Consider the following 13,995-nt stretch of genomic DNA (forward strand, 5'->3'; position numbering starts at 1 on the left):
CTCATTCGACCAGCGTGCCGGAGAGCGCCTCAGGCCATTCGGCCTTCGGGTCGAGTTTGACATAGGCCATGCCCGGCAGTCCGGTTTTGACCTGCGCGATGTATTTCGTCAGCAGCGCCGGCGGGATCTGCGCCTTGACCCGGAACATCAGCTTTTGCCGCTCCTCCTCGGTCTCCACCGTCTTCGGGGTGAACTGGGCGACATCGGCGACGAAGCTGATCGTGGCGGGGATCAGATAGTCAGGGGCTGCATCCAGCACCAGGCGCGCTTCCGCCCCGAGGGCCACCCGGCCGGCTTCCGATGTGGGCAGGAAAAATGCCATATACACGTCCCCGAGGTCGACGATGTTCAGAACACGCCCCCCGGCCGCCAGCACTTCGCCTGCCTGAGCCACGCGGTATTGCACGCGCCCGTCGCGCGGGGAGCGCAGCGTGCTGTCGCGGATTTCGGCATCTATGCTATCGATTCCGGCCTTTGCTGCATCCACCATGGCGCCGGCATCGACGACCTGAGCCTTGGCAGCCCCGATTGCTGCATCCGCGGCGGCCACCTGAGCAATGGCCGCGGCCAGCGCCGCACGCGCGCCGGCCAGCGCTGCCCGATCATCGTCGACCTGCTGCTGGCTGGTCGTCCGGCTTTCCATCAACCGTTCGGCCCTGGCAAGCTTGATTTCGGCCGCGTCCAGCTCGGCCTCGCGCTGGGTGACGACCGCTTCTGCTGCACGGCGCTCTGCCTCGCGTTGCGCCACGACGCTTTCAGCCGTCCCGACACCAATTTCGGCCCTGCGTGCCGCGGCTTCCGACTGGCGTCTTTGCGCCTCCAACTGTTCGGTATCCATGACCGCCAGCACCTGGCCTGCGGAGGCGAAGTCCCCTTCATCGACCAGTATCTCCTTCAAGCGGCCGGGGGATTTCGTCGCGATTGCAATTTCCACCGCCTCGATGCGGCCGTTGCCGCTGGCAATCGAGACCGGCAGGCCGTTGCCTTCAAAGCCCTTCCAGCCATAATAGGCCGCACCGCCCGCCACCAGCACCAGGATTGCGACCACATAGGCGCTCTGCCGCTTTGCCATGCCGAATTCTCCGCCTTGACCTCATCTCCGCGAATGCGGACCGGTCGTGAGACTACGCGGCGTGGTGGTTCGATCGCTTGATGCACATCAATTCCGAAGCGATGATCGCGCAGGAAAGCCAAACGAAAACACCGCCCCGGCAAGCCGGTGCGGTGTGTGTCTCATGCTGCGAAAAAGGCTTTCAGAAGCGACTGCCGAGAAGCCGGCGGCGCAGATCGCGAATATCGTCCCTCGGCAGGTCGCCCAGCCTGCGTTCCCAGGCCAGCGCTGTGGACACGATCACATCAAGATCGTCATTCTGCGGCTCCCAGCCGAGAACCCGTCTCGCCAGCGTCGAATCCGCCACGACCAGCGGCGCGTCGCCCGGACGGCGCGGTGCGTAGTCGACGACAAAGTTATGGTTGGTCGAACGCCGGACAGCCTCGATGATATCGAGAACCGAGTAGCCCCGCCCGTAACCACAATTGGCAACCAGTGGGCCGCCACCACGGCGCAGGTAATCCAGCGCCCTCAAATGGGCATCGACCAGATCATTGACATGGATGAAGTCGCGCACGCCCGTCCCATCGGGCGTTTCATAGTCGGTGCCGTAGACCGACATCGACGGACGCTTGCCAAGAGCGGCCTCGCAGGCGACCTTCAGAAGGTGGGTGGCGCCGGCTGCAGAATTGCCGGTGCGGCCCTTCACATCGGCACCGGCCACATTGAAGTAGCGCAGCGCGACATAGTTCAGGCCATGGGCGCGCGAGGTGTCGCGCAGCATCTGCTCGCTCATCAGTTTCGACTGGCCATAGGGCGTCTCTGGCCTTAGCGGCGCATCCTCGCGGATCGGCTGGGGCGTTTCCGGCAGGCCATAGACGGCAGCGGTCGACGAGAAGATCAGCTTGTCGATGCCGGCTTTCACCGCAGCGGTCAGCAGCTTGTGGGTATTGCCTGTGTTGTTTTCATAATAGGCGAGCGGATCTGCGATCGATTCCGGCACGATGATCGAGCCGGCGAAATGGATGACCGCCTCGATCTCGTTCTCCGCAAAAATCTGCTTCAGCACGGATGGCTTGCCGATGTCGCCGAGGTAAAAGCGGGCCTCAGGCGCGACTGCCGAGCGCAGGCCCGTCGACAGTCGATCGACGACCACGACGTCCTCGCCCTGGTCGATGAGCGCCCAGACCATGTGACTGCCAATATAGCCGGCACCACCTGTCACCAAGATCGCCATGATTTTTCTTCCCGTTCTTATAGTTGGGAAGAGAAAAGCACGGCGACCTTTCCGACTGCTTATTTAAGGCACCCAAGCCTCTGATTTCGCGCAGTTTTCGGGCAAGATGCTTAAGGACCCACAAAGCCGATCCGTCGCATTTTATCGATCGGTACCGATCGACGTCAGAGCGCCTTGATGTAGTCCACGAGCCGCGTAGCGGCATCCTCGATATGCGCCGGATTGCGCAGGAAGCACGCCCGCAAGAACGGCAGACCACCTTCACCGAAGGCCGTTCCGGGCGCCAAGCCCACGCCCGTCTTGTCGACGATATCGAGTGCGGCCTGACGGCTGTCCTTGATCCCGTCGATCTTCAGGAAGGCATACAGCGCGCCTTCCGGCTTCAGCGTCTCGACGCGGTTGGTGGCAATCAGTGCATCGCAGAGGATGTCGCGCGAGGCTGTGGCACGGGCGATATTCTCGCGCACGAAATCATCACCCTGGTCGAGCGCAACGACCGCGCCGCGCTGCATGAACTGGGCAACACCGGAGGTGGAATACTGGATCAGGTTCTCCAGCACCTGGCCGAGTTCCGGCGGAGCGACAATCCAGCCGACGCGCCAGCCGGTCATCGACCAGTTCTTCGAGAAGGAATTGGCGAAGATCACCCTGTCACCCGCTTCCATTACATCGAGGAAGGAGGGCGCGCGCTCCGTGCCGCCGTAATAATAGAGGGCATAGATCTCATCGGCGAGGATCCAGATGCCGTGGCGGCGCGCGATCTCGAGGATCGCCTTCAGGTCATCCTGTGACGCCGTCCAACCGGTCGGGTTCGACGGCGTGTTGATGAACAGCGCGCGCGTCTTCGGCGTGATCGCCTTTTCCAACCGGTCGAGATCGAGAACCCAGCGACCGTCGGTGAAGGAAAGCGGCACGCAGACGGATTTTGCACCGGCCAGATCGATGGCCGAGACGATGTTCGGCCAGCAGGGCGAGAGGTAAATCATTTCGTCGCCGGGGGCAGTCAGCGCCTGTACGGCAAGCGCAATCGCCTGCATGCCGGAGGCCGTGACATAGAAATGCTCCGCCGGAAGATCGACGGCAAAATGGCGATTATAGTAGCGCGACAACGAATCGCGCAGTTCGGGAATGCCACGCTGCCAGGTGTAGAAGGTCTCGCCGCCGAGAAGGGCGTCGCTCGCTGCCTTATTGATGAAATCAGGCGTGGGAAGGTCGCCTTCGCCTGCCCAGAGCGGCAGGAGATTATCACGGCCACGCGCATAATTGATGATCTCGACGATACCGCTTTCGGGGGCGGCAAGGGCGCGCGGGCTCAGGTCTTTCAAAAGAGGCATCAGGGCAAAACTCCGGTCATCGATTGCGACGTGTCTAACCGATCACCGGTGATAAATCCCATGATTTTCCGTGAGCAGCGCATCGATGCGGGTGATGGGTGACGCAGCCCTGATCAGGGGCTGCGTCGGATTGGCGGTTCAGCGCGACTTCAGGAGATCTCGGATTTCGGTCAGAAGCTGCACGTCTGCCGGCGGCGGCGCGGCATCGGTTGCCTTCTTTTCTTCCCGTTCCAGCGACCGGCGAAGCGTGTTCACGCCCTTGACCATCAGGAAGATGATCCAGGCCAGAATCAGGAAGTTGATGACCACGGTGATGAAGTTGCCATAGGCGAATACCGCGCCCTGCTCGCGCGCCGCAGCAAGCGAGGTGGCGGTGACATTGCTGCTCAGAGCCAGAAAGTAGTTGGAAAAATCGAAACCGCCGAACACCACGCCGACGATCGGCATGACGATGTCCTGCACCAGCGAATTGACGATCAGTCCAAAGGCACCGCCGATGATCACGCCCACGGCGAGATCCATGACGTTGCCGCGTGCGATGAATGTCTTGAATTCGTTTAACATGCCCCTGCTCCTATTTGCGTAGACGGCGCGGCCGCTGGGCCACGATTTATCGTTAACGAAGATTGACCTTTTCGAAAATGGTGAATCATCACCGGGACGGTGGACATGTTCGACTAAGGTCAATTTCCAAACGATTTGAAAAGCCTCAGACATGCCTTAAGGTTCCCTCGGGTGCAGGCGAGGAGGAACACGTGCTCCCAGGATGGATCATCGTTGCGACGGCACTCGGCTATCTGCTGCTGCTCTTTGCTGTGGCCAGCTATGGCGACCGACGCTCGCGCGTCAGAGGCGTGCCGGCCGGCGGACGCCCGGTGGTCTATGCGCTCAGCCTTGGCGTCTATTGCACGTCCTGGACCTATTTCGGCGGCGTGGGTCTCGCGGCCGAGCGCGGGCTCGAATACATGGCGATCTATATCGGGCCAATCTTGATGTACACGCTCGGCATGCCGCTGATGCGCCGCATCGTCGAACTCGCCAAGACCGAAAAAATCACCTCCGGGGCTGACTTCGTCGCGGCGCGTTACGGCAAGAACCCAATTGTCGGCCTGCTTGTCACGATCATCTGCCTCGTCGGGATCATTCCCTATATCGCGCTGCAGCTGAAGGCGGTGTCGAGTTCGGTCGCGACCGTGATCGATCCATCCGCCTATGGGATCGGCACCGGCAATCTCTATTTCATCGACCTGCCGCTCATCGTCGCCTTCATGCTGGCCTGTTTCGCCGTCGTGTTCGGTACGCGCCATACGGACGCGACCGAGCATCAGGACGGCCTGATCCTGGCGATCGCGATGGAATCGGTGGTCAAGCTCGTCGCCTTCTGGACGCTCGGCCTCTTCGTCATCTATGCGATGTTCAACGGGCCCGCGGACCTGTGGCACAAGGCAACAAACAGCCCTGCGGTCATGGAGGTCCTCTCCTATGAAACCGCGCCGAGCCGGTGGCTGCTGCTGATCGGGCTGTCCGCCTTCGCCATCATCATGTTGCCGCGTCAGTTCCATGTGACAGTGGTCGAGAACCGCACGCCGCGAGAATTGCGCCTGGCCGGCATTCTCATGCCGATCTACCTCGTCGCCATCAACATCTTCGTCCTGCCGGCGGCCATTGCCGGCATCATGATCTTTGGCGGCACCGGAGATGCGGATCTCTACGTGCTGTCGCTGCCGCTGGCCGCCGGGTCGAGCATTGTTTCCCTCGTCACCTTCATCGGCGGTTTTTCCGCAGCGACGGCCATGGTGATCGTCGCCTCGGTGGCGCTTGCGATAATGATTTCCAATGACATGGTCCTGCCGATCTTCCTGCGGCAGCGGCTTCTCGGCCGACCAAGCGCGCGCGAGGACTTCGCCCGAACGCTGCTGCATATCAGGCGCACGGCAATCTTCGGCGTCATGCTGCTCGGCTACATCTATTTCCGCTCGGCCGACAACACGACCGGGCTTGCCAAGATCGGGCTCTTGTCTTTCGCGGCCATCGCGCAGATCGCGCCTGCCATGCTGGGTGGCCTCATCTGGCGGAGGGCCAATGCGCGCGGGGCCATTGCAGGGCTTTGCACCGGCTTTCTCGCCTGGGCCTATCTTCTCTTCCTGCCGAGCCTTGGCGCCGAAGATCATTCCTGGATCGCATCACGCGTTCTCGGTTTCCTGCTTCCGGGCCTGTCGATGTTCGAACAGGCCCATGCAGATCCGCTGGTCAATGCCACACTGTTCAGCCTCCTGGTCAACACGCTTGCCTTCGTCATCGGATCGCTCAGCCGCAATCCGCGGCCGGTCGAGCGCATCCAGTCGGCGATCTTCATCAAGCGGCAGCCGCGCTCCAACTTCGCCACGCGCGGCTGGAAGACGAGTGTCGCGGTCGGAGACCTGAAGGCAGCCATCGCGCGCTATCTCGGCAATGAGCGGATGGAACGCTCTTTCCGCTCCTACGAGCAATCGGCCGGGCGCAAGCTCGCCGATGACAGCCCGGCCGACATGGCCTTCATCCACTTTTCCGAACAGCTGCTCGGTTCTGCCATCGGCTCCTCTTCTGCACGGCTGGTGCTGTCGTTGATCCTGCAAAAGGCCGAGGACCCGTCCGCCGATACCGTCTGGCTGCTCGACCAGGCCTCGGAGGCGCTGCAATACAATCAGGATATGCTGCAGACGGCGCTCTCCCAGATGGAACAGGGCATTGCCGTCTTCGACGCTTCCGACCGGCTGACGATCTGGAACCGTCGTTTCCGTATCCTTCTCGACCTGCCCGAACATGTCGGCCAGGTGGGCTTTCCGCTGGCGGACATGATCGCGATCCTCGGGCAGCGCGGCGATGTGCCGGAAGGCGGGGTATCGGCCGTCGTGCGCTCGTTCCATCAATTCGACCGGCCGTTCCAGATGGTCCTTGCCGGCGGCCAGCGGATCATCGAGGTGCGCTGCAATCTGATGCCCGACAAGGGCCTTGTCGCGACCTTCAGCGACATCACGGCCCGCGTCGAGGCAGACCTTGCGCTGAAGCAGGCAAACGAGACGCTGGAACAGCGCGTCAGCGAGCGCACGGCCGAGCTTACGCGCGTCAACCATGCTCTGGCCGAGGCCCGTGCCGCAGCCGACGAGGCCAATATCGGCAAGACGCGCTTCTTTGCCGCCGCCGGTCACGACATCCTGCAGCCGCTCAATGCCGCTCGCCTATACTCCTCGTCTTTGGTCGAGCGGATGGGCGTGTCCGACAACAGCGCACTGGTGCACAACATCGATTCCGCGCTGGAATCGGTGGAAAGCATCCTCGGCGCCGTGCTCGACATATCGCGTCTGGATACCGGCGCGATGAAGCCGCGCTTTTCGACCGTGCCGCTCGATACGCTCATGCAGCGGATCGCCACCGACTTTGCCCCCATGGCCCGCGAGAAGAAACTCAAGCTCGTGGTCATGCCCACTTCACTCTCGGTGCGTTCCGACCCGACGCTCCTGCGCCGCCTTGTCCAGAACCTCGTTTCCAACGCGATCAAGTACACGCCGGCTGGCCGTGTTGTGGTCGGCGCACGCCGACAGGGCGACAAGGTGGTCATCCAGGTGACGGACAGCGGCATCGGCATTCCCGCGTCGAAATTCCGCACCGTGTTCAAAGAATTCGCCCGCCTTGAAGAAGGCATGCGCACCGCGTCCGGCCTCGGGCTCGGCCTCTCCATCGTCGACCGTATCGCCAAGGTCCTGCACCATCCGGTGGAACTCACCTCGAAGCCCGGCAAGGGCACGACCTTCCGGGTGGCAATGCCGCTCGATCTGGCCAAACCGTCGGCCAAGGGCGTGACACCCCTCAACGAAAGCCACCGCGTCACCCCGTCGCTCAAGGGGTTCCGCGTGCTGTGCATCGATAACGAGCCAAAGATCCTTGAAGGTATGGATTTGCTCGTCTCCGGCTGGGGCTGTGCAGTCACGCTGGCGGGATCGATCGCCGAAATGGACGAGGTCCTCACCGGCGGGCCGGCGCCGGATCTTGTCATCGCCGACTATCATCTCGGCGACGGATCGGGCATCGGCGCCATTCTCCGGCTCAGGTCGCTGTGCAAGGCGGATATCCCGGCCCTGCTGATCACCGCCGACCGCTCGGCCGAAGTTCGCGCCGAGGCCGAACGGCACCAGATCACGCTGCAGAACAAACCGGTCAAGCCGGCGGCACTCCGCGCCTTCATCACCCAGGTGTCGTCGCAGAGGCAGGCGGCCGCCGAGTGAGCCTCACCAGCTTTTCAGTGCCCTGAGCGTCGGCGTCTTCTTGAAGACATGGTCGTTCATCCGGCCAAGCAACCGGTCAAGCAGAGCCACAGCCTCGACGACGGCGTCTCCCTTGTTGAGCATCACGCATTCGGCCCGCGCCGCCATGGCCGCATCCGTCATCTCACCGCGTGTCGGAATGCCTTCCTTGACCATGTCTTCCAGAACCTGCGTCGCCCAGATGCAAGGCACCGATGCCGCCTCGCAGATCCACAGAAGTTCTTCCTGCATCTCGGCCAGACGCTCGAACCCGATCTCGGCTGCGAGATCGCCACGGGCGATCATCACGCCGAAGGGGCCGCGGCGTGACGCCCTGGCCATCAGGGCCGGAAGGTTGGTGAGGGCGAGCGGCTGCTCGATCTTGGCGATCAGCCCGAGCTGCCGGCCGTCGCGCCCGCCGCGCGCCAGCACGGCGTCAAGCAGGTCGATGTCTTCCGGTCGGCTGACGAAGGAATAGCCGATGAGATCCGCGCATTCGATGACAGTTTCGAGATCGGTCTCATCCTTGGCCGTCAGCGGCGAGAGCCCAAGCGCCGTATCTGGCAGGTTGATGCCCTTCTCCGCCTTGAGCTTGACGCCACCGGCCTTGGTGCGTGTCACCCGGATGATCGCCTCGCCCTCACCGACGCTTTCGACCACCGCCTCCAGCTTGCCGTCATCGTAGCGCAGCCGGTCTCCGGCACTCAGCCGTGTTACCATTTCCGGCAGTGACACGCCGGCGGAAAAGGCGATCTTGCCATCGCAGCGCGGCTCGCCCGTCGCGACAAGCCGCACGCAGTCGCCAGCCTGGAGCTTTGCCTTCTTTTCGAAACTCGCAACCGTGCCGGTGCGGATCTTCGGCCCGGCAATATCCATCATCACCTTGACCTCGCGACCCCAGGCGGCGGCAGAGGCGCGGACAAAGGCGGTCATTGCACGCCAGGCCTCCGGATCGTCATGCGCACAATTGATGCGCGCCACATCCATGCCGGCGCGAACGAGATCATCGATCAGATCAGGCCCATCGGCCGCGGCCCCCGGCAGCGTCACCATGATGCGGGTCCGCCGCGTCCCGTTATAAGGACCAAACAGCTGTGTCGTCGCCGTCTCCAGCGCGTCTTCGCCGGCAAAGAACACCGTCTCGGCCGGAGGGCTCTGCCGCGCCCCTTCCGCGCCCGACAGGACGGCAAGCGCTGCAAGCACGGCATCGACGGTCGGCAGAACGCGGCTCTCGAGCCTTCCCATCGAGGACAGGCCGAGCGCCATCAGATGGCGCTGCAGCGGCCGGATATCGTGACGGCGCAAGGCCAGATAATGGGCAAGGTTGGCAAGTTTCGGCTCGGCATCCCGGCCGCAGGCCCAGGCGTTGCGCAGGCTCTCCGCCTCCGCGACGATCACCTCCCGCAGAGCCGTCAGTTCGACATGCAGCGCGGCCGCGCGGCTTGTGGCATTATAACGTTCCTGGCTGTTCATGACGTGCTCCACGTATTTGATGCCAGAACCTAGTCCACGCATGTTGACAGGCCGATGACGTGGATCAAGCCACTTGAGGACGCTCCCTAAAGTCTGAGTGACCAGACCGTCGCCTGCACCACCGTCCCCGGCTCGGCCACCAGCGCCAGGGATCGCACCGGGTCAAAACCGGCGATCCGCTTCGTGGCGGTCAAGCGTCCGCCATCGGCGAAGACCTCGATCGAGCCATAGTCGATGAAAATGCGCAGACGCCGGACGCCGGCGTGGCGGGCGAGATAACGCGGCGCGGCATCCTTCGCCTTCGCCGCGCCCTGTTCCCCATGCAGGATTTCCAGCCCCTCATCGTGCTGCACCACCGCGAGCCTGACCGAGGGATGGTCAAATTCCAGCCGGAAGGCAGCTCCGGCTGCGGCAAGATCAAAGACGACTTCGGCTGCACCATTGGGCAGCGCGACAGCCTGTCCGGCCGCCAGCCGCGTCCGATCGATCATGCGAGCCCGCAGGCTCTCCACCGCCCCGATCGGCGGCGTCAGCAGGTCGCCGCCTTCCAGCACCAGCGTGCGCGGCAGGGACATTGCCGAGGGAAAATCGATGGTCGGACCGGCATCGGCCCAGTTGCCGAGCCAGCCGATCCCCACGGGTGATCCGGCATCGACAAAGGCCTGAAAGGCATAATTGTCGGTGCCGAAATCGAGTTCACGTCCAAATTCCTTGGCAAAACTGCGCCCGTCGAACCAGCCGATATCAACCATGGTCAGGTTCTTCCGGCTTGTCTCTGCATCTTCGCCGTTCATCAGGCCGTAGATCAGTGCCCAGCGGGTTTTCGGATCGCGCGGATCGCCATCTATCGGCAGCAGACAGGGGCATTCGAGCGCCGAGGTGTGGTAACGCGTTTCGACGTAAAGCTTGCCGCAATAGGTCCAGCCCGTCGCAGCCGTGTGGTCCGACGTTTCATAGAGCAGGATGACACCGCCCTTGTCGCTCTGGCTGCCGAGCAGCATCTTCCAAAGCCCGTCCGGTCCGCGAAACACATAGGGATCGCGGAAATCGAAGGTCAGGTCCTCGCCGTCAGGCCGGCGCGGCAAAAGCACGTCGGCAGCTCCCGCGGTAAACAGATCCGCCGAGGTCGCGGTCAGCTGGATTTCCTGCTCTGGCGTGCGGTCGGCAATCTTCTCGGTGAAGAAGACGCGAATGCCCGGTCCGTCGGTGGCCGAGATGGCCGAGCCGGAAAAGGCGCCGCCGCGCTTGTCCGGCCGCACGGTCAGCTCCTCCGAGGGAAAGAGGAAGACCGGCAGATGCCGCCAGCGCAGATAATCCGACGAGACCGCATGGCCCCAGTGCATGTTGTTCCAGGTCCGGCCGTGGGAATAATGCTGGTAGAACAGATGCGGCCGGCCGCCGAAACGACCAAAACCGTTCGGATCATTCATCCAGCCGAAAGGCGGGCGGAAATGATAGCCATGCGGGAGATCCGGGGGCGCATTGGCGGGATTGGTGTGAACCACCGTAATGCCCGTCTCGATCACGTCGGATGGCGTAAACCAGTAGACGACGGAAACCGAAGTCACCGCCGGGTCATAGGCCAGCACGACCGTTCCGCCGGCAAAGACCTGATAGATGCGGAAGGAGTTTTCCTCGGCATTGACGGCCTGCACCTCGCCGAACTTGCCGTTCACGCTGTAAAGCGACAGCGAACCCGGCTCGCCTGATGTCACCGCCTTCAGCCAGATATGCAGGATCGCATTGACGGGCAGATCCATCTCGATGCGGCGATGGCCAACCGGTACATCGATCGTCACTTTCATCTTCGTCTCCCTCAAGCTCGTCCAGGCGCCCGGCGATCAACGGATCGCCGCACGACGTTGTTCCCGGGATGCTGTTCGGGCGGCATAGGGATGCCGCGCATCGGGACGCAGATGCTCCTGGCCACTGCAACCCTTAGGATCGCGCGGCCGGCCCCTCCCCTGATGCTTTCATCTTAACGTTAGAATTCCTTCATGTCGCCGTCACGCGACGCGCCTATCGCGAAAAGACTGATCGCATATGGAGGCCCCCATGCGTTTCGTCGTGCTCCTCGCCTGTCTCTTTCTGGCCCTGATCGCACCCGCCAGCCACGCGCTGCGCCCCATCGACAGTCGCGCCACCCTCATCCATCACCGCCTGACCCGTGCCAATCTCTGGCGCGACCACGTCATGGTCGTGGCGCACAGGGCTGGCTGGAAGACAGGCGGCCGGATCGTCCGGGCGGAGAATTCGTTCGCAGCCATCGACCACGCGGTTTCAACCGGGGTGGAAATGGTCGAGCTTGACGTCCGGCGCTCCTCGGATGGTGCCCTCGTCATCATGCATGACGCCACGCTCGATCGCACCACGACATGCCAAGGTCTTGTTGCCGAGTACACGCTCGCCGCGCTTCGCCACTGCCGGCTGGTGCTTGAGGATAGCCGTCAGCCGACGACTGAGCATGTCTTCACGCTTGAAGAAGCAATGCTGCATGCGGGCGGGCGGATCCTGATCAATATCGACAACAAGCTCGAGCCGGAAGCGCTGGTCGAGATTGCCGAACTGGCGCACCGGCTTAACATGCAGAATGGCGTGCTGCTGAAGCTTGCGGTGTGGAATGCCGATCGGCTGCAGCTTGCCCGTGACATTCGCCGCGCCATCGGGCCGGATATCGCCTTCATGCCGATCCTTGCGGATGACGGCGTGGTCGAGCCCGGCTTTCTCGATCGTATCCAGTCGCAACTGGCAGCTCCGGCCGCCGAGCTCATCCATTGGCACCGCGATGCCAGCCAGCCGATCACCGCAGATGGTGGGCCGCTGCTCACGCCGCATGCCAAGGCAGTCGCGATCCGCAATGACGCCCATTTGTGGATCAACACCTATCCGATCACCGATCGCCCCGAGGGCATGGTGGCCGGCGGGCGCGGCGACTATCTGGCGCTGTCATCCGGGCGACCGGAAGATGTCTGGGGCTTCTTCGTTGATCGCGGCGTGACGATCATCCAGACCGATGAGCCGGATGCCGTGATCGCCTGGCTCGAACGTCAGGGCCTGAGGCGGCCTTACGACCTGACCAACTGACGGATGCGAGCCCGAGCAGAGTTGCCCGGACCGCTATTCTTCGCGCATCAGGCCTTGGCTCTGTCATCCGGCTTGCCGTCCGCGTCCACACGTCCAGCAAAGTAATTCGCCAGAAGGGCGCCGGAAATGTTGTGCCACACGCTGAAGATCGCGCTTGGTACGGCAGCGAGCGGGGAGAAATAGGCATTCGCGAGGGCCGCCCCGAGGCCGCTATTCTGCATGCCAACCTCGATGGCGATTGCCTTGCGCTTGGCCAGCGACAGGCCGAATGCCTTGGCAGCAAAGAAGCCGAGAAGATAGCCCAAACCATTGTGCAGCACGACGACGGCGAAGATCATGAGGCCGGACTGGACGATGGCACCCTTGCTGGCGCCGACGACGGCCGCAACGATCAGGACGATGCCGAAGACACTCACCAGCGGAAGCGCCGGCACAGCCTTCGCCACGAGACCGGGCACCAGCTTTTGTGCGGCAAATCCGAGGGACAGCGGCACCAGAACGACCTTTACGATGCTGATGAACATCGCCATGGCGTCGACGGGAAGAAACTGGCTGGCGAACAGCCATACGAGAAACGGTGTGGCGATAGGAGCCGCCAGCGTAGTCACGCTGGTGCATGCAACCGACAGCGCAACATCACCCTTGCTGAGATAGGTCATGACATTGGAGGAGGTGCCACCAGGGCAGCAGCCGACCAGAATGACACCGGCTGCCACTTCCGGCGACATGGGAATGACCATCGTCAGCAGCACGGCGAGAAGCGGCATGATGAGGAATTGCGCGGCCACCCCGATGGCCACGTCGAAGGGACGCTTCACCACTTCGCGGAAGTCGTCGGCCGAAATTGTCAGACCCATGCCGAACATGATGATCGCGAGCAGCGTGACGATCCACGGCACGATCTGCTTGAACACATCGGGGAAGAAGAAGCCGAGCACGGCAAAGAGAATGACCCAGCCGGCGAAGGTCTTGCCGACGAAGGTGGAAAAAGATGCGAGCGTTTTCATGACTGCCTATTCAAAAAAGCGGAAAAGGCGCGGTGTATGCCCGCCTCGGCTCCTGTCAAGAACGGATGGGAGCGGAACAGTACGCCGAGACAGTATTGTCTGCATGACGTACCAAATTATGCGTGAGCGTGTCGTTTTTGCGCTGGCCGGCGGCCCCAGGTAAGCTCGATAGCGACCTCCTGTGCAAGCGTGACAATGCCGGGCCACGAAACCCGAGTGGCTTTGATCCTTCCTTCTACACAATAGCTTGGGGCAATGCGTCGACCAATCGCGACCAAGCCCCGCCCGCACCCTCTACCCCTCATCCTGAGGCGTCCGACACAGTCGGGCCTCGAAGGACGAGGCCAATCTTGTATCTGCGGCCGGGATCCTTCGAGGCCCTCGTTTTCGCGACGGCGCCTCAGGATGAGGTCATCACACAAGCCGCGCCCCATTATCCGGGTCCTGAGACTGTCGAAGGGCGGGATCGTGCGGCCCCCTCTCCCCTTGCGGGAGAGGTTGCAAAATCGAAGGCTTAGCCCGATCAGGG

Annotated in this window: 9 protein-coding genes; 2 read left to right on the forward strand and 7 right to left on the reverse strand. The window is 62.6% G+C overall.

Going from position 1 to position 13,995, the window contains the following annotated elements:
- Position 1: 1 nt before the first annotated feature.
- From IP76_RS18690 to mscL, 4 genes are all read right to left on the reverse strand, one after another.
- Positions 2–1,072, reverse strand: a complete 1,071-nt coding sequence (locus tag IP76_RS18690; RefSeq protein ID WP_054159749.1) for an HlyD family secretion protein — start codon at positions 1,070–1,072, stop codon at positions 2–4.
- Positions 1,073–1,253: 181 nt separating this feature from the next.
- Positions 1,254–2,288 carry a UDP-glucose 4-epimerase GalE gene (galE, locus tag IP76_RS18695; RefSeq protein ID WP_054159750.1) on the reverse strand — a complete coding sequence of 345 codons (1,035 nt, stop codon included), beginning with the start codon at positions 2,286–2,288 and terminating at the stop codon, positions 1,254–1,256.
- Between the two features lie 164 nt (positions 2,289–2,452).
- Positions 2,453–3,622 (reverse strand): pyridoxal phosphate-dependent aminotransferase, encoded by a 1,170-nt coding sequence (locus IP76_RS18700; RefSeq protein WP_054159751.1) that lies wholly within the window; start codon positions 3,620–3,622, stop codon positions 2,453–2,455.
- 138 nt (positions 3,623–3,760) lie between these two features.
- Positions 3,761–4,186 (reverse strand): large conductance mechanosensitive channel protein MscL, encoded by a 426-nt coding sequence (gene mscL / locus IP76_RS18705; protein ID WP_054159752.1) that lies wholly within the window; start codon positions 4,184–4,186, stop codon positions 3,761–3,763.
- A gap of 191 nt (positions 4,187–4,377) precedes the next feature.
- Here mscL and IP76_RS18710 point away from each other — a divergent pair, with 191 nt between their 5' ends.
- The gene (locus IP76_RS18710) at positions 4,378–7,884 is read left to right on the forward strand and encodes a PAS-domain containing protein (RefSeq protein ID WP_054159753.1); all 3,507 of its coding nucleotides are present in this window, start codon (positions 4,378–4,380) and stop codon (positions 7,882–7,884) included.
- Positions 7,885–7,887: 3 nt separating this feature from the next.
- Here the strand turns inward: IP76_RS18710 and IP76_RS18715 are convergent, their stop codons facing one another.
- Positions 7,888–9,375 carry a pyruvate kinase gene (locus IP76_RS18715; protein ID WP_054159754.1) on the reverse strand — a complete coding sequence of 496 codons (1,488 nt, stop codon included), beginning with the start codon at positions 9,373–9,375 and terminating at the stop codon, positions 7,888–7,890.
- A gap of 86 nt (positions 9,376–9,461) precedes the next feature.
- A complete protein-coding gene (locus tag IP76_RS18720; protein WP_054159755.1) occupies positions 9,462–11,180 on the reverse strand; it encodes a GH32 C-terminal domain-containing protein in 1,719 nt (572 codons plus the stop codon).
- 250 nt (positions 11,181–11,430) lie between these two features.
- On the opposite strand from IP76_RS18720, the gene IP76_RS18725 reads away from it, so the two are divergent.
- Entirely contained in the window at positions 11,431–12,459 is a 1,029-nt protein-coding gene (locus IP76_RS18725) for a glycerophosphodiester phosphodiesterase family protein (protein ID WP_054159766.1), read from the forward strand.
- A 47-nt stretch (positions 12,460–12,506) separates the two neighbouring features.
- On the opposite strand, the gene IP76_RS18730 is transcribed toward IP76_RS18725, so the two are convergent.
- Entirely contained in the window at positions 12,507–13,466 is a 960-nt protein-coding gene (locus IP76_RS18730) for a bile acid:sodium symporter family protein (protein ID WP_054159756.1), read from the reverse strand.
- Positions 13,467–13,995: the final 529 nt, after the last annotated feature.

The organism is Rhizobium sp. AAP43 (assembly GCF_001296045.1).
In the GTDB taxonomy this organism is placed as follows: Bacteria; Pseudomonadota; Alphaproteobacteria; order Rhizobiales; family Rhizobiaceae; genus Allorhizobium.

Excerpts from the sequence above, each read along its gene's own strand:
- IP76_RS18690 (WP_054159749.1), bottom strand. The coding sequence starts at position 1,072 with ATGGCAAAGCGGCAGAGCGCCTATGTGGTCGCAATCCTGGTGCTGGTG.
- galE (WP_054159750.1), bottom strand. The coding sequence starts at position 2,288 with ATGGCGATCTTGGTGACAGGTGGTGCCGGCTATATTGGCAGTCACATG.
- IP76_RS18700 (WP_054159751.1), bottom strand. The coding sequence starts at position 3,622 with ATGCCTCTTTTGAAAGACCTGAGCCCGCGCGCCCTTGCCGCCCCCGAA.
- mscL (WP_054159752.1), bottom strand. The coding sequence starts at position 4,186 with ATGTTAAACGAATTCAAGACATTCATCGCACGCGGCAACGTCATGGAT.
- IP76_RS18715 (WP_054159754.1), bottom strand. The coding sequence starts at position 9,375 with ATGAACAGCCAGGAACGTTATAATGCCACAAGCCGCGCGGCCGCGCTG.
- IP76_RS18720 (WP_054159755.1), bottom strand. The coding sequence starts at position 11,180 with ATGAAAGTGACGATCGATGTACCGGTTGGCCATCGCCGCATCGAGATG.
- IP76_RS18725 (WP_054159766.1), top strand. The coding sequence starts at position 11,431 with ATGCGTTTCGTCGTGCTCCTCGCCTGTCTCTTTCTGGCCCTGATCGCA.
- IP76_RS18730 (WP_054159756.1), bottom strand. The coding sequence starts at position 13,466 with ATGAAAACGCTCGCATCTTTTTCCACCTTCGTCGGCAAGACCTTCGCC.